Genomic DNA, 18,609 nt, shown 5'->3' with positions numbered 1-18,609 from the left:
TCAATCGACGATCGGAGCAATCGAGCAACATGGATTCCGTGAACGCGACCAGCCGCGAAGCCTTGGAATCGCAGGTATTGGAATCGAAGGTATTGGAATCGAGCATTGCGTCTGCGACGCAAGGCATCCTCGGCTTCCAGCAATCCGACGGCCATTGGGTGTTCGAGCTCGAGGCCGATTGCACGATTCCGGCCGAATACATTCTCCTGCGCCATTATCTCGCAGAGCCCGTCGACGCCGTGCTCGAGGCCAAGATCGGCAACTACCTGCGCCGCGTCCAGGGCGCCCATGGCGGCTGGCCGCTGGTGCATGACGGCGAGTTCGACATGAGCGCCAGCGTGAAGGCCTATTTCGCGCTGAAGATGATCGGCGATTCCACAGACAGCCCGCACATGGTGCGTGCGCGCGAGGCCATTCACGCGCGCGGCGGCGCGATCAACAGCAACGTCTTCACGCGCTTCCTGCTCGCGACGTTCGGCGTCGTGACCTGGCGCGCGGTGCCGGTGCTGCCGATCGAGATCATGCTGCTGCCGTTCTGGTCGCCGTTCCATCTCAACAAGATTTCCTATTGGGCGCGTACCACCATGGTGCCGCTGATGGTGATCGCCGCTCTGAAGCCGCGTGCGAAGAATCCGCGAGGCGTCGGCATCGACGAGTTGTTCCTCCAGGATCCGCGCTCGATCGGCATGACCGCGAAGGCGCCGCACCAGAGCATGGCCTGGTTCCTGCTGTTTCGCTCGCTCGATGCGATTCTGCGCGTTATCGAGCCGATGTTTCCCAAGAGCCTGCGCAAGCGCGCGATCGATGCCGCGCTCGCCTTCACCGAGGAGCGGCTCAACGGCGAGGACGGCATGGGCGCGATCTATCCGCCGATGGCCAACATCGTCATGATGTACGACGCGCTCGGCAAGGATGAGAATTATCCGCCGCGCGCCACGACGCGGCGGGGCATCGACAAGCTGCTCGTGATCAAGGACGACGAGGCCTACTGTCAGCCCTGCGTCTCGCCGGTGTGGGACACCACGCTGACCGCTCACGCTCTGCTGGAAGCCGGCGGCGACAAGGCGGTGCCGGCGGCCAGGCAGGGCCTCGACTGGCTGATCCCGAAGCAGGAGCTCGAGGTGAAGGGCGACTGGGCCGCGAAGCGGCCCGACGTGCGCCCCGGCGGCTGGGCCTTCCAGTACAACAATGCGCATTATCCCGATCTCGACGACACCGCCGTCGTGGTGATGTCGATGGACCGCATGCGCCGGGAGCACGGCGTGACCGGCTATGATGCCGCGATCGCCCGCGGCCAGGAATGGATCGAGGGCATGCAGAGCGACGACGGCGGCTGGGCGGCCTTCGACGTCAACAACCTCGAATACTACCTCAACAACATCCCGTTCTCCGACCACGGCGCGCTGCTCGATCCGCCCACCGAAGACGTCACGGCGCGCTGCATCTCGATGCTGGCCCAGCTCGGCGAGACCGAGAAGACCAGCAAGCACGTCGCCGGCGGCGTCGCCTACCTCCGGAAGACGCAGCACCCGGAGGGCTCCTGGTACGGCCGCTGGGGCATGAACTTCATCTATGGAACCTGGTCGGTGCTCTGTGCCCTGAACATGGCCGGCGTCGACCACAAGGACCCGATGATTCGGAAGGCGGCCGACTGGCTGGCCTCGATCCAGAACGAGGACGGCGGCTGGGGCGAGGACGCCGTCAGCTACCGGCTGGACTACAAGGGCTGGGAAGCCGCCCCCTCGACCGCCTCGCAAACGGCATGGGCCTTGCTTGCCCTGATGGCGGCTGGCGAGGTCGATAACCCCGCCGTCGCCCGCGGGGTGGAGTACCTGATTGCAACACAGAACAAAAAAGGGCTGTGGGACGAGCAGCGGTATACCGCCACAGGCTTTCCCCGCGTGTTCTATCTACGGTATCATGGTTACCCGAAGTTCTTTCCGCTGTGGGCGCTGGCGCGGTACCGGAACTTGCGGAACACCAACAGCAGGGTGGTAGGGGTCGGAATGTGACTTTGGGGACGGGGGACTATATTACCGCGGGCAATGCCATTGATCCGCGGCCGATACTGATTGTGACCGGTCTGGTTCAGGAGGCCCGCATCGCGGCCGGGCCGGGAATGGCGGTCATCTGTTCGTCCAGCAGTCCCGGCCAGTTGCGGGCGCTTCTGACGGTGGTGGATCCCGAGACGATTCGCGGCGTGATCTCCTTCGGTGTGGCCGGCGGGCTCGACCCGACGCTGCGCTCCGGCGATGTCGTGCTGGCGACCGAGGTGCTCTCGGGCGATACCCGCTGGGCCGCGGGCCTGTCGCTCAGCGACGACCTCATCGACCGCCTGACCTCGGGACGCCGCCGCGTGGTGCGCGGCAGCCTCGCCGGCGCCGAGGAGGTGGTCACCGGCCGCTCCTGCAAGGCGGCGCTGCATTCGGAGACGGGAGCCTCTGCCGTCGACATGGAAAGCCACATCGCGGCGGCCTACGCCGCCGAGGCGGGGCTGCCCTTTGCCGCGGTCCGTGTCATCAGCGATCCCGCCCACCGCGCGCTGCCGGCGCTCGCCCGCGCCGCCATCAAGCCGAACGGCCAGATCGACCTCGCCGCCGTGCTGCGCGGCATCGTGCGCAACCCGGCAACGCTGCATGCGCTGGTCTCGACCGGCCTCGACTTCAACCGCGCACTGCGTAGCTTACGCGGCTGCCGCGACTTCCTGATCGGCACCGAGCTCGTGGAGAGCGAGGCGCTGGTCTCCAAGGCGGCCTGAGCGGCTTCTTCGAGCTGACAGAAAGAAAAGGCCCGGTCGTGCGACCGGGCCTTTTTCGTTTGATGCCGTAGCCCGGACGGAGCGAAGCGCAATCCGGGCCTTGCGATGCGAAGACGCTGTTCCCGGATTTCGCTTCGCTCCATCCGGGCTACAGGCCGTCTCGCGCTTAAGCGGCCGTCGAAGCCTTCCTTGCAGCCTTCTCCTGCGCGGCCGCGGCTTCGTCCTTGCGGATCTCCGACAGCTTCTTCTGGACCTGCTCCGAGAAGATGTACTGCGCCGGGCGCTGCTTGGACATGTCGATTTCCGGCGCCATCGGGCCGGAGGTCTTGATGCCGCGCAGCGACACCCACATCGCCTTCAGCGGGTTGTTGAGGGCTGCGGTCGCCGCGGTCGGCTCGTAGCCGCAATGGGCCATACAGTCGGCGCACTTTTCGTACTTGCCGGTGCCGTAGGTCTCCCAGTCGGTGGTGTCCATCAGCTCTTTGAAGGTCTTGGCGTAGCCTTCACCGAGCAGGTAGCAGGGCTTCTGCCAGCCGAAGATGTTGCGCGCCGGCATGCCCCAGGGCGTGCACTCGTATTCCTGGTTGCCGGCGAGGAAGTCGAGGAACAGGCCGGAATGCATGAAGTTCCACTTCTTGCCCTTGCCCATCGCGAAGACGTCGCGGAACAGCTTCTTGGTCTTGGTGCGGTTGAGGAAGTGCTCCTGGTCCGGCGCACGCTCATAGGCGTAGCCCGGCGACATCGAGACGCCGACACCGAGCTCGACCGTGAGGTCGAGGAATTTCGCGATCTCCTCGGCCGGATGGCCGTCGAAGATGGTGGCGTTGACGTTGACGGTGAAGCCGCGCGCCTTGGCCGCCTTGATCGCGGAGACGGCGCGGTCGAACACGCCCTTCTGCGACACTGCCTTGTCGTGGTGGTCACGCAGGCCGTCGAGATGGACGGAGAAGAACAAATACGGGGAGGGCTCGAACAAATCGAGCTTCTTCTCGAGCAGCAGCGCGTTGGTGCAGAGCGAGACGAACTTCTTGCGCGCGACGAGGCCGCGCACGATCTCGCCGATCTCCTTGTGGATCAGCGGCTCGCCGCCGGGAATGGCGACCATCGGCGCGCCGCATTCGTCGGCCGCGTCCCAGCACTCCTGCGCCGTCATGCGGCGGTTGAGGATCGCGTCGGGATAATCGATCTTGCCGCAGCCGACGCAGGCGAGGTTGCAGCGAAACAGCGGCTCCAGCATCAGCACGAGCGGATAGCGTTTGCGGCCAAGCAGTTTCTGCTTGAGCAAATAGCCGCCGATACGCATTTCCTTGAAGAAGGGGATTGCCATTACACGTTTCTTTCTGGGCTTGGAATTCGGGGTAGGTCAGCTCGCAGCCAGTTCGGCCGGAAGCCTGAATTCGATGTTTTCCTCGCGGCCCGGCAGCACCTGGACCTTCACCGGTCCGATCCGCCGCATCGCTTCGATCACGTCATCCACGAGCACCTCGGGCGCCGAAGCGCCGGCCGTGACGCCGACGGTCCTGGCACCCTTCAACCACTCCGGATTGAGCTCGCTGCCATCGGCAATCAGATAACTCGCGACGCCGGCCTCAGTGCCGATTTCGCGGAGCCGGTTCGAATTCGAGCTATTGGCAGCGCCCACCACCAAGATCACGTCGACCAGCTTGCTCAAGTCCCTTACCGCAGATTGGCGGTTCTGTGTCGCATAGCAGATATCCCGGATATCCGGGCCTTGAATATCTGTAAAGCGGGCCTGGAGGGCCGCAATGATGTCCCTGGTGTCGTCGACCGACAGGGTGGTCTGGGTGATGTAGGCCACTGGCGTATCTGCCGGCAGCGTCAGGGCCTTAACCTCCTCAACGCTTTGGACCAGCAGCACGGGACCTGGAACCTGGCCCATCGTGCCCTCGACCTCGGGGTGGCCGGCATGGCCGATCAGGATCAGCGTGCGGCCCTTGGTGATGTAGCGCTTCCCCTGATTGTGAACTTTCGTGACCAGCGGGCAGGTGGCATTGAGCACCGGAAGGTCGCGCGCGGCGGCCTCTTCCTCGACGCTCCGGGCGACCCCATGAGCGCTGAAAACCGTTACCGATTTCGGCGGCACCTCGGACAATTCCTCGACAAAGACCGCGCCTTTGTTCTTCAGGGTCTCGACGACATATTTGTTGTGCACGATCTCGTGGCGCACGTAGACGGGCGGGCCGTACTTCTCCAGCGCCCGTTCCACGATCTCGATCGCACGCACCACGCCGGCGCAGAAGCCGCGCGGCTGCGCTAGATAAACTTCCATCGGACGCCCATCACGCAAGTTGCACCAATCCGCTCAATTGTCCTCGGCGGCACCTCGATACTGGCCAATGGGTTGCAATATCCGCACCATTGGTTTTCGCGCACGCGGTAACCGCCAACCCCAAACTGGGCCTCGGCGCATGGAGGCACAGCACTTTGTGTCAAAAAATCGGCAGCAAGGGAAGGTCGAATGAAACTCGGGTTCCGAGTTCCCCAGTTTGAGGTATTATAGTGCAGTCATTTCCGTGAGTAAAATGGCGACATTTGTGCTCACTCCTTCGTCACTTTCCCGCCTCAACTCCCCGGCTATACCAACCGCCCGCATGATTTCGCCACGGTCTGTCGCCGTTTACCCTCGAACCTTCTTGCGGTGAGAACCACTCAAAACAGCAATAGGTTTCGCTCGGGAACTCCGATAAACAGCCGGCGTTTCCGGCAAGCTGTTAACACCAGAAAGAATAGATGTGCTGCAAAGCGTAGTCGTTGCCATCGTCAGGGCCTGCACCCGGTTTGCCTCCCTTGTCGTCGTTCTCGGGCTCCTGCTGGCGGTGGGCGCGGGTTATTACGCTGCGCGCCACTTCGCCATCAACACCGACATCAATTCGCTGATTTCCCAGAAGCTGGACTGGCGCCAGCGCGACCAGCAGTTCGATCGCTCCTTCGACCGCGACGCGACGATTCTTGCGGTCGTCGAGGCGAGGACGCCCGAGATGGCGAGCGCGGCGGCCGATGCGCTCTATGCCAAGCTGAGGGACGACAAGACCAATTTCCAGTCGATGCAGCAGCTCGGCAGTGGCGAGTTCTTCGAGAAGAACGGCCTCCTGTTCCTGCCGACCGAGGAGGTCGCAAAGGCCACCGGCCAGTTCGAAGCCGCAGCTCCCCTGATCGAGATCATGGCGGGCGACCCGTCGATCCGCGGCCTCACCGGCGCGCTGGAGACGGGACTTGCCGGCGTCAAGCGCGGCCAGGTCAAGCTCGACAATACCGATCGGCCGTTCAACCTGATCGCGCAGACGGTCGAGACCGTGCTCAACAAGGGCAATGCGAGCTTCTCCTGGCGCGAGCTCGTCAGCGACGAGCCGCTGAAGGATTCGGACAAGCGCGCGTTCATCGAATTCAAGCCGATCCTCGACTACAACGCGCTCGAGCCCGGCAAGGGCGCCACCGACGCGATCCGCAAGGCCGCAGCGGATCTGGACTTCCCGAACAAATACCAGGCGCGGGTGCGGCTGACCGGCCCGGTCCCGATCGCGAACGAGGAATACGCGACCGTCCAGGAAGGCGCCGTCGTCAACGGCGTCGGCACTGTCCTCGTCGTGCTGCTCATCCTGTGGCTGGCGCTGCATTCGGCGAAGATCATCTTCGCCGTGTTCGTCAATCTCTTTGTCGGGCTTGCGATCACGACTGCCGCCGGCCTGATGATGGTCGGCTCGTTCAACCTGCTGTCGATCGCTTTCGCCGTGCTGTTCGTCGGCCTCGGCGTCGATTTCGGCATCCAGTACAGCGTCCGCTACCGCTCGGAGCGCTACAAGCACAACGACCTGTCGGGCGCGCTGGTGCTGGCGGCGAAGCGCTCGGCGGTGCCGCTGTCGCTCGCGGCGATGGCGACCGCTGCCGGCTTCCTCTGCTTCATGCCGACCGATTACAAAGGCATCGCGGAACTCGGCCAGATCGCCGGCGTCGGCATGTTGGTGGCGTTCCTCTCCTCGATCACCGTGCTGCCCGCGCTGCTCAAGCTTCTGAACCCGCCCGGCGAGATGGAGCCGGTGGGCTACGCCTTCCTGGCGCCGCTCGATCACTTCCTGGAGAAGCATCGCGTGCTGATCGTGGGCGGCACGCTGCTGCTGGCGCTCGGTGGCCTGCCGCTGCTCTACTTCATGAAGTTCGACTTCAACCCGATGAACCTGCGCAACCCGCACGCCGAATCGATCGCGACCTTCCTCGACCTGCGCAAGGACCCGAACACCGGCGCCAATGCCATCAACGTGATGACCACGTCCGAGGAGCAGGCGAGGCAGGTCCAGGCGAGGCTCGAGAAGGTCCCGGAGGTGCTGCGGGTGATGTCGCTCGACAGCTTCGTGCCGGATGACCAGCAGCCGAAGCTGAAGCTGATCGCGCAGGGCGCAAAGGTGCTGAACCCCGCGCTCAATCCCGACCAGATCGATGCGGCGCCGTCCGATCAGGAAAACGTCGAATCGCTGAAATCCTCGGTCGACAATCTGCGCCGGACCGCGGGCGATGCGAAGGGCGCCGGCGCCGTCGCCTCGCGCCGGCTTGCCGACGCGCTCGAAAAGCTCGCCAAGGCCGACGAGGCGACGCGCAACAAGGCGCAGGACGTGTTCGTCACGCCGATGAAGATCGTGTTCGATCAGCTCAGGAACGCGTTGCAGGCCGAGCCGGTCACCCTGAAATCATTGCCGCCGGATCTCGTCAGCGCCTGGAAGAGCAAGGACGGCGTCATCCGCGTCGAGGCATTGCCGAAGGGCGACCCCAATGACAACGACACGCTGCGCAAGTTCGCCGCTGCGGTGCTGGCGGCCGAGCCGACCGCGATCGGCGGGCCGGTCTCGATCCTGAAATCCGGCGACACCGTGGTGAAGGCGTTCATCCACGCCGGCATCTATGCGCTGCTGGTGATCGGCCTGCTCCTGTGGATCACGCTGCGGCGGTTCGTGGACGTGCTGATGACGCTGGTGCCGCTCCTGGTTGCCGGCGCGGTGACGCTCGAGATCTGCGTGTTGATCGGCCTGCCGCTCAACTTCGCCAACATCGTCGCGTTCCCGCTGCTGCTCGGCGTCGGCGTCGCCTTCAAGATCTATTATGTCGTGGCCTGGCGGTCGGGCAGGACAAACCTGCTTCAGACCAGCCTCACGCGTGCGATCTTCTTCAGCGCGCTGACGACGGCAACCGCGTTCGGCAGCCTGTGGCTGTCGAGCCATCCCGGCACGTCCAGCATGGGCAAGCTGCTCGCGCTCTCGCTGGTGACGACGCTTGCCGCGGTGCTGCTGTTCCAGCCGGCCCTAATGGGCAAACCCCGCAATCTCAGGGAGTAGGCAGATGTCGCCGACCTGGTCGGCGACGCCCTTCTGACCGGGCTTGGCCGCAGCGGCGGTCTTCGGAGCGGGTGCAGGTGCAGGCGCTGTCGCTCCCGTCGTTGCCTGAGCTCCCTGGGTTTTCGGCGCCGCGCCGGCGGGTTTCGGCGCGCCGCCCTTGGCCATGGCGTTCGCAGTGCTCAGGGGGATCGGGGGGCCAACCCGGGTCCAGGTCTCGCCGCCGCAGAGGAAGCCCATCACGCAGCCCTTGATTTCGAGCTGATCGGTCCCGATCGGAGTGATGGTCGCGCTGTAGGTCTGGCCGTCCTGGGCGTTGTAGACTTGGCCTTCCCATTGATCGACGCCGGACTTCTTCTTCATGTCGATCAGGGTCGGCATGCCCAGCGTCGGCCTGTTCTTTTTTGACACATCCGGATTGTTCTGGTCGCGCCCGCCGGGCTGCTTCTCCCAGGAAACCGCGCCCCACATGCTGCCGTTGCATTGGGCGACGCGGATGTTGGCGACGCCGTCGGCAACCCGCCAGTCGCCGGTCGGGTCGGCGGCGAGCGCAGGGGTCAGGCAGGTGTAACCGCCAGCCAGTATTATTCCGGTGTAAAGGGCCAAACGCATGAGTGTTCCTTGGCAGTGCAACATGGTTTAAAGCTGTGCTTGCGAAGATGGTCCGAAAAAGGGCAAAAGGCCGCACAGACCGTTTCCAGCAACGGTCCGTTTTCAGTTGACGAGACGGCCCTCAACCGAAGTATGTAGCGGATGCACAGTCCAAATCCAGACATGTCTCAGCTGTTCGCGGACCGTCAGGCCCAGCGCAGCGCCCTGCATAATCGGTATCTGAACGAGCAATTCGTCCGCGTTCTCAAGACGATTGGCTACGACGTCGGCTTCCAGAAGGGGCAGGGGCAGTACCTCTACGATCGCGAGGGCGCGCGCTATCTCGACCTGTTGTCCGGCTTTGGCGTGTTCGCGATCGGGCGCAATCATCCTGTCATGCGCGAGGCGCTCAAGAGCGTGCTCGATGCCGACCTGCCCAACCTCGTCCAGTTCGACGTCTCGACGCTCGCCGGCGTGCTCGCCGAACGGCTCCTGAAATATGTTCCCTATCTCGACAAGGCATTCTTCGCCAATTCCGGCGCCGAATGCGTCGAGGCCGCGATCAAATTCGCGCGCGGCGCCACCGGCCGTCCCGGCATCGTCTATTGCGCCCACGGCTACCACGGCCTGACCTATGGCGCGCTGTCGCTGACGGGTGATTCGAATTTCCGCACCGGCTTCGAGCCGCTGCTGCCGGGCTGCACCTCGATCCCGTTCAACGATCTCGCCGCGCTCGAGAAGGCACTGGCCTCGCGCGAGGTCGCGGCCTTCGTCGTCGAGCCGATCCAGGGCAAGGGCGTCAACATGCCCACCGACGAGTTCCTGCCGGGGGCGGCGGCGCTCTGCAAGAAATACGGCACGCTGTTCGTCGCCGACGAGATCCAGACCGGCATGGGCCGTACCGGCCGCTTCCTCGCGGTCGAGCACTGGAACGTCGAGCCCGACATGGTGCTGCTGTCGAAGTCGCTGTCCGGCGGTCACGTGCCGGTCGGCGCGGTGCTGACGCGCAAGGGCATCTTCGACAAGATCTTCAACCAGATGGATCGTGCGGTGGTGCACGGCTCCACCTTCTCCAAGAACGACCTGGCGATGGCCGCGGGCATCGCCACGCTCGATGTCATGGAGTCCGAGAAGCTGATCGAGTCCGCCGCCAAGCGTGGCGCCGAGCTGCGCCTCGCGCTGACGCGCATGGTGCCCGGCTACGAGCTGATGAAGGAAGTGCGCGGCAAGGGCCTGATGATCGGCGTCGAGTTCGGCCCGCCGAAGTCGCTGCGACTCAAGGCCTCCTGGAACGTGCTGGAGGCCGCCAACAAGGGCCTGTTCTGCCAGCTCATCACCGTGCCGCTGTTCAAGGATCACAAGATCCTGACCCAGGTCGCCGGCCACGGCAGCCACACCATCAAGCTGCTGCCGCCGCTTACTATCACCGAAGAAGACTGCAACTGGATCGAGCGCGCCTTCGACGACGTCATCGCCGGCAGCCACAAGGTCCCCGGCGCGATCTGGTCGCTCGGCAAGACGCTGGTGGACAACGCGGTGCGAAGGTCGGCGTAATATCTTGCCGGGTCGTCTCGGTAATCGTCATTGCGAGCGAAGCGAAGCAATCCAGACTGTCTCCGAGGAGGCAATCTGGATTGCTTCGTCGCTTCGCTCCTCGCAATGACGGCGGAGGCCGTCACCCCTCCACATTCGCCTTCATCGTCGCCTCGAACTTGTCGACGAACTCGGCGAGCTCGTCGGCGCCGAGATCGCTGACGGCCCAGAAGTTCAGGCCGCGCTCGCCCCAGCGGCGGCAGTTGAAGCCCTGCATGGTCTGGGTCTTCGGTGACCGGTGCTCTGTGCTCGATGTCTGCGCGACAAACAAATTGATGACGTGCTGCCGGCGCCGGTAGACGACGGCGCCGATGGCGCGGGCGTCGATATAGTCGAGCCGGCCGCCGACCAGCGTAAAACCTTGTGCGGTGAGGTCGATCACGGGTGGGGCGACGTCGAGCTTGCCGTTGAACCAGGGTTTCACCGTGTGCCGGTCGGTCGAGACCACGTCGGTGAGGTGGCCGGCCTGGAGCGAGCGCAGATGCGCGGAGACGACCTCCGACAGGATGCGCTGCTGGTCGTCCTGGCGCAGCACCACGGCGACGACGCCTGAAGCGGCAAGCGCGGAGACCGCCGAGCCCATCGCAAAACCGCGCAGCAAGGCGCGTCGCGTCGGTTGCTGGCGCTGCGGCTCCGGCAGCGAGGCCTCGATCCGGGCACGCAGGCTTGCGGGCGCGGTGTAGCGCAGATTGGTCTCGGTGAGCACGTGCTTCATCTCGCGTTGCGCGGCGAGCTCCGCGGCGCAGGCCGGGCAGCTCGCGATGTGGGCTTCGACCTCGCGCGCATGGCCGGCGTCGAGCTCGCCGTCGAGCAGCGCGTGAAGCAGGATCCTTGCTTCGTCGCAGGTCATTTCGAGCGCTCCTCTTCCGCCGTCCAGGCCGCGCGCAGCATGGCGCGGGCGCGGGCGAGGCGGGACATCACGGTGCCGACGGGCGCGCCGACGGCCTCCGCGATTTCACGATAGGACAGATTGTTGATCTCCCGCAGCACGAACGTCTCCCGGAATGGTTCGGCGAGCGCGTCGACCAGCTTCCGGATCGCGCCGGCATCGCGGCTGCGCAGCACTTCGGTCTCCGGGCTCGCCTCGCTTTCCTGCCATATCGGCGTCTGCGCGGCGGCACCGGGCGTATCCTCGATCGCGCTGTGCGAATGCGCGCGTCGCGCATATTCGGCGTTGCAGACGTTGCGCAGGATCGCGAACAGCCAGGGCTTCATCGCCGGCCCGCGATAGCTGTCGAAATGCTTCAGCGCGCGCAGATAACACTCCTGCACCGCGTCCTCGGCGTCGGAGGCGTCGCGCAAGAGATAGCGCGCGAGCGTGTAGACGTCGTCGAGATGGGGCAGCGCCGCTTCGCGGAAACGCTGCGCCCTCTGCACATCGTCGTTGGCGGGCATCGCTCCTCGCTTTGCCTCTTGATCTCTTTGCTTCGTTTCGTCCGCGTGCGCGATCGAATGCGCGCTCGCCGGGCCGGCGTGGAACCACCGGCCGGGCAAGACAGGGATGCCTTGGTTCGAGATGTTACTCAACCTTGATCATCCCCGTCATGTGCGGGTGCAACGAACAAAAATACTTGTAGTCGCCCGCATTGGTGAAGGTGAACGAGAACTTGTCGTCGGTGTCCAGCGTCTTGGACCTGAACTTGCCGGCCGAAACGATCGTGTGCGGGATGTCGTCCCGGTTGGTCCAGGTTACGGTGGTGCCGACCTTGATCTTGAGCTCGGCCGGCTGGAAGACGAAATTGTCGATATGCACCGCCGTGTCGTCGGCGCGGACGGTTGTGGCGGGCAACAGGATGGCCGCGGCCAAAGCGAGACCGAAGTCGACACCGAAGTCGCGGCGATTGAATCTCTTCATTGTCAGCGTCCGTTCGGCCTTGAATCAACCCTGGAGCGGCGTATCGATGATCGCGAGCCGCTGCTCGTTCTGCTTGAAGTTGACGCTGGCAACGCCAAGCATGGAGCGCAGTTTTGCATCCTCGACCTTCATCGGTCCGGGCGAGGCGGCGGTCCCCGGCGCCGGCTGCGGGAAGGCGGTCGAGCGCGCGGTGTGGAAGGTGACGTTGCCCTCGACCTTCTGCATCACCTGGTGGATGTGGCCGTTGAGCACGGTGACCGAGCCGAAGCCCTTCACATATTCCAGCGCGCGGCCGCCATCCTCGGTGCCCCAGCCCCATTGCGGGTAGACCGTCCACAGCGGGATGTGAGCGAACAGCACGATCGGCGTCGATTTCGACTTTCCGCGCAAATCGTCCTCCAGCCATTCGAGCTGCTCGGCGCCGAGATTGCCGAGGCCGCCGGCCTTGAGGTCGACGACATTGACGAGGCCGATGAAATGCACGCCGCCGGCGTCGAACGAATACCAGCCGTGGCCTTTGGTGCCGCGGCCATATCGCTCGCGATAGAGCTTCACCTCTTCGTCGATGAAGTCGTGCTCGCCGGGAACGTAGTGCACGTCCAGCTTGGTCTGCGAGATGATGCGCTCGGCATTGTCGAACTCGGCAGCCTTCGACAGATGGGTGATGTCGCCGGTATGGATCATGAAGGACGGCTTTGCCGGCATCGCGTTGATCTTGGCCACGGCTTCCTCCAGCGTGCCGAGCGCGTTGGGATTGGCCGGCTTGTCGAATCCGACGTGGCTGTCGCTGATCTGGAGGAAGGTCATGCCGGGTGCGGCCGCGGTCGCGGCCTCGGCGGAATCAATGATTCCAAGCGAGCGCGGCACGCCGCCCGTGATGGTCCAGAGCACCCCGGTGCCGGCCCAGGTCATGCATTCGAGCACCTTGCGGCGGCTGACGCCGTCGTTCCCGTGATCATGTCCGCTCATCGCGCATCTCCACTTCGCCCTGAATTGGGCTCGGGGAGGTGATCGGGGGAGAGGTGGGTTTATTCCTGGATGGGATGACGATTTCGTGAGATGTCTGGCAGACGTAGCCTCAGGTCAGCCACCCGAATGCTCGGCGCAGGAATGCAGGCGCATCCGTCTCGACCGGCGTGCCGTGCGCCATCAGCACCTTTTCAGCGGGCCATGCGAGAATGCGCGCGAGTGCTTCTCGCGCTGGCCGGCGGTTGGCGAACGCGATCCGGAATTTGTGCGGCACCGACGGCTCAGGCCCGGTCATCCGATCGAGCTTCGCAACGACGGCGCGCCATCCCGAGAGCAAGTGCGGCGGAATCTGCTGAAGGAGATCGGTGAAGAGCGCGGTCCCGCTGCTGGCGTGAAAGAACACCACTTCCGTCGTGATCAGGTTGCCGCGCATCGGAACCTGATCAATCTCTCCGGCCCAATCAGGGCTCGGTGTGTCGCCGAGATCGGCGTCGAAGCCGATGTCGGCCCGCTTCTTTCTCAGGCCGGGAGGCGCGTAGAGCCTGGCTTTTGGGTAGACGCGCTTCCATTCGGGAAGAAAGAGATGATGAAGCGAATTGGGTGCAACAATGTGCCGGACTTCGCCGATGGCATCGACCGCCGTTCGCAGGCTCTCCGTGATCATGGTCGGCGACCAGACGAAGAGGCTTCCGTCCAAAAGTCTGATGACGGCCATTCGGGTGGGATAGTGAAATCCAGCGACGGAGACGTGGGGGCCATCCGAAATCCAGATATCGCGACCGAACTCCGTCAGCATCGTCTACCTCGCATCCGCCAAAATCATCGTCGCCCCCTTCTCGGCGATCATCGCGGTCGGCGTGTTGGTGTTGCCCGATGTGATCGTCGGCATGATCGAGGCGTCGACGATACGCAGGCCCGAGAGGCCATAGAAGCGCAGGCGTTCGTCGACCACGGCCATCGGATCATTCGCCGCGCCCATCTTTGCCGTGCCGACGGGATGGAAGATGGTGGTGCCGATGTCGCCGGCGGCCTTCGCGAGCGAGGCATCGTCGTCGCCGACGGAGGGACCGGGCAGGTATTCAGTCGGGCGGTACTTTGCCAGCGCCTTCTGCTGCATCAGGCGGCGGGTGGTACGGATGGCATCGGCGCCGACCTGGCGGTCGTCGTCGGTCGACAGATAATTCGGCGCGATGATCGGCTTCTCGTCGGGTGTCGCAGAGCGCAGCCGCACCGTGCCACGCGAGGTCGGCTGGAGATTGCACGCGCTGACGGTGATTGCGGGGAAGCGGTGCAGGGGATCGCCGAACTTGTCCAGCGACAACGGCTGCACATGGAACTGGATATTGGCGCGCGCGCGCGTGGCGTCGGAGCGGGTGAAGATGCCGAGCTGCGACGGCGCCATGGTCAGCGGCCCGCGGCGGCGGAAGGCGTAATCGAGGCCCATCAGGCCGCGGCGGAACAGGTTGTAATAGGTCTCGTTCAGCGTGCGCACGCCCTCGACCTTGTAGATGGCCCGCTGCTGGAGATGGTCCTGAAGGTTGCGGCCGACGCCGGGCTTGTCCATCACGATGTCGATGCCGAGCGGCGACAGCCAGTCGGCGGGGCCGATGCCGGAGCGATGCAGCACCTGCACCGAGCCGATCGAGCCGGCCGAGAGGATTACCTCGCGCTTTGCGCGCGCCTCGATGATCTCGCCGTTCTGGATGAACCGCACGCCGACGGCGCGACCCTGCTCGATGATGAGACGGTCGACCAGCACGTGCTTCTCGAGCCGCAGATTGGGGCGGTTCAGCGCGGGCTTGAGGAAGCCGCGCGCCGACGACCAGCGCCGGCCGCGCTTCTGGTTGACGTGGAAATAGCTGGTGCCTTCGTTGTCGCCGGTGTTGAAATCCGGGATGCGCTTGATGCCCATCTCCTCGGCGGCGTCGCCGACGGCGTCGAGAACGTCCCACGACAGCCGCGGCGCCTCGATGCGCCAGCCGCCGCCTGTGCCGTGATGCTCGCTTGCGCCCAGGAAGTGATCCTCCAGCCGCTTGAACAGCGGCAGCACGTCGTCATAACCCCAGCCGGTCATGCCGAGCTGGCGCCAGTGGTCGTAATCGGCGGCCTGGCCGCGCATCGAAATCATGGCGTTGATCGCCGAGCAGCCGCCGATCACCTTGCCGCGGGGATAGGCCAGCGCGCGGCCGTTCAGGCCGGGCTCGGCCTCGGTCTTGAACATCCAGTCGGAGCGCGGATTGCCGATCGCGAAGAGGTAGCCGACCGGAATGTGGAACCAGATCCAGTTGTCGTCGCCGCCGGCCTCGAGGATGAGGACGCGATTCCCTGCATCGGCCGACAGCCGGTTGGCGAGGATGCAGCCCGCGGTGCCGGCTCCGACGACAATGTAGTCAAACTCACCCTCGAGCCGTCTTGGCATTCTGCGTCCACCCAAACAAGCCCGGGGTAGTCCCGGGCATCCACGCGCTTTCTGTCCTAATAGTCGGACGTGGACGGCCAAGACAAGCTGGCTTCGACCCCGGCCATGACGAGAGGACAGGGCCATCCTCGATCCGCGGGAGGTAGGTGGACTGGCGCTTGCATGGTAGACAGTCCTGTATTCCCAACAAAGCTCGAGACCCCTCCATGCCCATCGTGAACCGTGTCGCCGACCTTCAACCCGATATCCAGGCCTGGCGGCGGGACATCCACCAGCACCCCGAGCTGCTGTATGACGTTCACCGCACCGCAGCATTCGTCGCGGACCGCCTGCGCGAGTTCGGGTGCGACGAGGTCGTGACGGGCCTTGGCCAGACTGGTGTGGTCGGCGTGATCAAGGGCAACAAGCCGGCCGGCGAGGGGCTCAAGGTGATCGGCCTGCGTGCCGACATGGACGCTCTGCCGGTCGAGGAGCAGACCAACCTGCCTTACGCCTCGAAGAATCCGGGCAAGATGCACGCTTGCGGCCATGACGGTCATACCGCGATGCTGCTTGGCGCCGCGCGCTATCTTGCCGAGACCCGCAACTTCGCCGGCGATGCCGTGGTGATCTTCCAGCCCGCTGAAGAGGGCGGGGCCGGCGGTGCGGCCATGGTCAAGGACGGCCTGATGGAGCGCTTCGGCATCGAGCAGGTCTATGGCATGCACAACGGCCCGGGCATCCCGGTCGGCTCGTTCGCGATCCGGCCGGGTCCGATCATGGCGGCGACCGATGAGGTCGACATCATGATCGAGGGCGTCGGCGGCCATGCCGCCCGACCGCACAAATGCATCGATTCCGTGCTGGTCGGCGCACAAGTCATCACGGCGCTGCAATCGATCGTGGCGCGCAGCGTCGATCCGCTGGACTCCGCCGTGATCTCGATCTGCGAATTCCATGCCGGCAATGCGCGCAACGTCATTCCGCAGACCGCGACGCTGAAGGGCACCATCCGCACGCTGTCTCCCGAAGTGCGCAAGCTCGTCGAGAAGCGGGTGCACGAAGTGGTGGCGGGCGTGGCGCAGATCACCGGCGCCAGGATCGATCTGCACTACAAGCGCAATTATCCCGTCGTGAACAACCACGCCGCCGAGACCGAGGTGGCGCGACGCATCGCCAGGCAGGTCGCGGGCGACCCCAACGTGCACGAGATGCCGCCGCTGATGGGCGGCGAGGACTTTGCCTATATGCTGGAAGCGCGGCCCGGCGCCTTCATCTTCTGCGGCAACGGCGACAGCGCCGGCCTGCATCATCCCGCCTACAATTTCAACGACGAGGCGATCGTCTTCGGCACGTCCTACTGGGTCAAGCTGGTCGAGGAGCAGCTGGCGGCGTCGTAAGGCTTGCCGAGCTGGAACGGAAAAGGGCCCGTGCATCGTGCACGGGCCCTTTGTCTTTGAGAGGTGTGATCGCTCAGAAGATCCGCGCGAAGATCACATAAAGCGTGGCCGACAGCATGATCGCGCAGGGCAGCGTCAGCACCCAGGCCATCAGCAGGTTGCGGATGGTCGACCATTGCAGGCCCGAACCGTTCGCGGCCATGGTGCCGGCAACGCCGGACGACAGCACGTGGGTGGTCGAGACCGGGAGGCCGAACACGTCGGCGGCGCCGATGGTCGCGGCGGCCACGAGCTCGGCCGAGGCGCCCTGCGCGTAGGTCAGGTGGCTCTTGCCGATCTTCTCGCCCACCGTGATGACGATGCGCTTCCAGCCGACCATGGTGCCGAGGCCGAGCGCGATCGCCACTGCGATCTTCACCCAGGTTGGAATGAACTTGGTGGCGGAGTCGAGCGAGCCCTTGTAGGCGTTGAGGGTTGCGACCTCTTCCTTGTTGAGGTCGTTCTCCTTGTCCTTCATCAGGAAGCGGATCGCTTCCGAGGTCAGGTACATGTCGTTGCGGGTGTTGCCGACGGCTTCCGCCGGCACCTTGTTGAGCGAGCCGTACTTCGCAACCTGGTCGCCGACGTCCTTCACCAGCACCGCCAGCGAGGGATAGGTGCCCTCGTTGATGTGGCGGAGCGCGATGTACTGTGTCACCGCCGGGCGGGGATCGCCGATGATGCTGTGGCCGGCGCCCTTGGCCGAGATCACCTTGGAGGCGGCCTCGGAGGTCTTCTGGAACTGGGCGACCTGGGATTCCGGCAGCGCACGGTTGAGCGCGTAGGCGGTCGGAACGGTGCCGATCAGGATCAGCATGATCAGGCCCATGCCCTTCTGGCCGTCGTTCGAACCGTGCGCGAAGCTGACGCCGGTGCAGGTTGCGATCAGCAGGCCGCGGATCCAGAGCGGCGGGGCCTTGTTGCCTTCGGGCGCAGCATAGAGGGCGGGGTTGCGCACGATGAACTTGAGCAGCAGCAGCAGCGTGGCGGCGCAGATGAAGCCGAACAGCGGCGACAGCAGCAGCGCATAGCCGATTTCGGTCGCCTTGGTCCAGTCCACGCCAGAGGTGCCGTCGCGGCCGCGCATGACGGCGTTGGCGACGCCGACGCCGATGATCGACCCGATCAGCGTGTGCGAGGAGGAGGCGGGCAGGCCGAAGAACCAGGTGCCGAGATTCCAGATGATCGCGGCGATCAGCAGCGCGAACACCATGGCGAAGCCGGCGCTCGAGCCGACCTGAAGGATCAGCTCGACCGGCAGCAGCGAGACGATGCCGAAGGCGACTGCGCCGGAGGACAGGAGCACGCCGAGGAAGTTGAAGAAGCCGGACCACATCACCGCGACTTCGGCCGGCAGTGAATGCGTGTAGATCACGGTGGCCACCGCGTTGGCGGTGTCGTGGAAGCCGTTGACGAATTCGAAGCCGAGCGCGATCAGGAGCGCGACGAACAAGAGGATGTAGGGCAGGAAGGTCGTGGCCTTGGCGCCGGTCGCGTTGACGTCGATATAGATGCTGTAGGCGACGAACAGCAGGCCCGCGGCGAGGACGCCGAAGAACAGGATCATCGTCAGCGGGTTGAAACCCTTGTCGAGATTGGGCCGGGAGGCCGGCTGGACAGTTGGATCGCCTACCGCGCGATCGAATGCTACATCGGTCATGTTTGGA

Annotated in this window: 15 protein-coding genes; 5 read left to right on the top strand and 10 right to left on the bottom strand. The window is 64.7% G+C overall.

The window, feature by feature from the left end; translation table 11 throughout:
- The first annotated feature begins 29 nt into the window (after positions 1-29).
- Positions 30-2,012 carry a squalene--hopene cyclase gene (gene shc, locus GPL20_RS07630; RefSeq protein ID WP_157328987.1) on the top strand — a complete coding sequence of 661 codons (1,983 nt, stop codon included), beginning with the start codon at positions 30-32 and terminating at the stop codon, positions 2,010-2,012.
- Positions 2,009-2,758, top strand: coding sequence for a phosphorylase (locus GPL20_RS07625; protein WP_254126081.1), 750 nt, complete (start codon positions 2,009-2,011; stop codon positions 2,756-2,758). Before shc ends, GPL20_RS07625 begins: the two co-directional genes overlap by 4 nt.
- A 166-nt stretch (positions 2,759-2,924) precedes the next feature.
- Here the strand turns inward: GPL20_RS07625 and hpnH are convergent, their stop codons facing one another.
- Together hpnH and ispH are read right to left on the bottom strand one after the other, a co-directional pair.
- Positions 2,925-4,085 (bottom strand): adenosyl-hopene transferase HpnH, encoded by a 1,161-nt coding sequence (hpnH, locus tag GPL20_RS07620; RefSeq protein ID WP_157328986.1) that lies wholly within the window; start codon positions 4,083-4,085, stop codon positions 2,925-2,927.
- A gap of 36 nt (positions 4,086-4,121) precedes the next feature.
- Complete coding sequence (gene ispH / locus GPL20_RS07615; RefSeq protein WP_157328985.1) at positions 4,122-5,048, bottom strand: 4-hydroxy-3-methylbut-2-enyl diphosphate reductase; 927 nt, start codon at positions 5,046-5,048, stop codon at positions 4,122-4,124.
- A 463-nt stretch (positions 5,049-5,511) separates the two neighbouring features.
- Between ispH and hpnN the strand changes: the two genes are divergently transcribed.
- A complete protein-coding gene (hpnN, locus tag GPL20_RS07610; protein ID WP_254126083.1) occupies positions 5,512-8,100 on the top strand; it encodes a hopanoid transporter HpnN in 2,589 nt (862 codons plus the stop codon).
- Here the strand turns inward: hpnN and GPL20_RS07605 are convergent.
- Positions 8,068-8,709 (bottom strand): DUF2147 domain-containing protein, encoded by a 642-nt coding sequence (locus tag GPL20_RS07605; protein WP_167532938.1) that lies wholly within the window; start codon positions 8,707-8,709, stop codon positions 8,068-8,070. The genes hpnN and GPL20_RS07605 overlap by 33 nt on opposite strands.
- Before the next feature lie 141 nt (positions 8,710-8,850).
- Here GPL20_RS07605 and hpnO point away from each other — a divergent pair, with 141 nt between their 5' ends.
- A complete protein-coding gene (gene hpnO, locus GPL20_RS07600) occupies positions 8,851-10,242 on the top strand; it encodes an aminobacteriohopanetriol synthase HpnO (RefSeq protein ID WP_157328983.1) in 1,392 nt (463 codons plus the stop codon).
- 121 nt (positions 10,243-10,363) lie between these two features.
- Here the strand turns inward: hpnO and GPL20_RS07595 are convergent, their stop codons facing one another.
- From GPL20_RS07595 to GPL20_RS07570, 6 genes are all read right to left on the bottom strand, one after another.
- Positions 10,364-11,131, bottom strand: coding sequence for an anti-sigma factor family protein (locus GPL20_RS07595; protein WP_157328982.1), 768 nt, complete (start codon positions 11,129-11,131; stop codon positions 10,364-10,366).
- Positions 11,128-11,676, bottom strand: a complete 549-nt coding sequence (locus GPL20_RS07590; RefSeq protein WP_167532937.1) for a sigma-70 family RNA polymerase sigma factor — start codon at positions 11,674-11,676, stop codon at positions 11,128-11,130. The genes GPL20_RS07595 and GPL20_RS07590 overlap by 4 nt, the downstream gene beginning before the upstream one ends.
- Before the next feature lie 124 nt (positions 11,677-11,800).
- Positions 11,801-12,136 carry a cupredoxin domain-containing protein gene (locus tag GPL20_RS07585; RefSeq protein ID WP_157328981.1) on the bottom strand — a complete coding sequence of 112 codons (336 nt, stop codon included), beginning with the start codon at positions 12,134-12,136 and terminating at the stop codon, positions 11,801-11,803.
- A gap of 24 nt (positions 12,137-12,160) precedes the next feature.
- The gene (locus GPL20_RS07580; RefSeq protein ID WP_157328980.1) at positions 12,161-13,105 is read right to left on the bottom strand and encodes a metallophosphoesterase family protein; all 945 of its coding nucleotides are present in this window, start codon (positions 13,103-13,105) and stop codon (positions 12,161-12,163) included.
- A gap of 109 nt (positions 13,106-13,214) precedes the next feature.
- Positions 13,215-13,901, bottom strand: a complete 687-nt coding sequence (locus tag GPL20_RS07575; protein WP_157328979.1) for a DUF4336 domain-containing protein — start codon at positions 13,899-13,901, stop codon at positions 13,215-13,217.
- Positions 13,902-13,904: 3 nt separating this feature from the next.
- Positions 13,905-15,524: a GMC family oxidoreductase gene (locus tag GPL20_RS07570; RefSeq protein ID WP_157328978.1), complete on the bottom strand. Its 1,620-nt coding sequence runs from the start codon at positions 15,522-15,524 to the stop codon at positions 13,905-13,907.
- A gap of 206 nt (positions 15,525-15,730) precedes the next feature.
- Between GPL20_RS07570 and GPL20_RS07565 the strand changes: the two genes are divergently transcribed.
- Positions 15,731-16,903 carry a M20 aminoacylase family protein gene (locus tag GPL20_RS07565; RefSeq protein ID WP_157328977.1) on the top strand — a complete coding sequence of 391 codons (1,173 nt, stop codon included), beginning with the start codon at positions 15,731-15,733 and terminating at the stop codon, positions 16,901-16,903.
- Positions 16,904-16,976: 73 nt separating this feature from the next.
- Here GPL20_RS07565 and GPL20_RS07560 read toward each other — a convergent pair whose 3' ends face one another.
- Positions 16,977-18,602, bottom strand: coding sequence for an inorganic phosphate transporter (locus tag GPL20_RS07560; protein ID WP_157328976.1), 1,626 nt, complete (start codon positions 18,600-18,602; stop codon positions 16,977-16,979).
- Positions 18,603-18,609 lie beyond the last annotated feature (7 nt).

Source organism: Bradyrhizobium cajani (genome assembly GCF_009759665.1).
Classification (GTDB): Bacteria; Pseudomonadota; Alphaproteobacteria; order Rhizobiales; family Xanthobacteraceae; genus Bradyrhizobium; species Bradyrhizobium cajani.
Note: the sequence above shows the minus strand (reverse complement) of the source record. Positions and strands in the feature narration are given on the sequence as shown.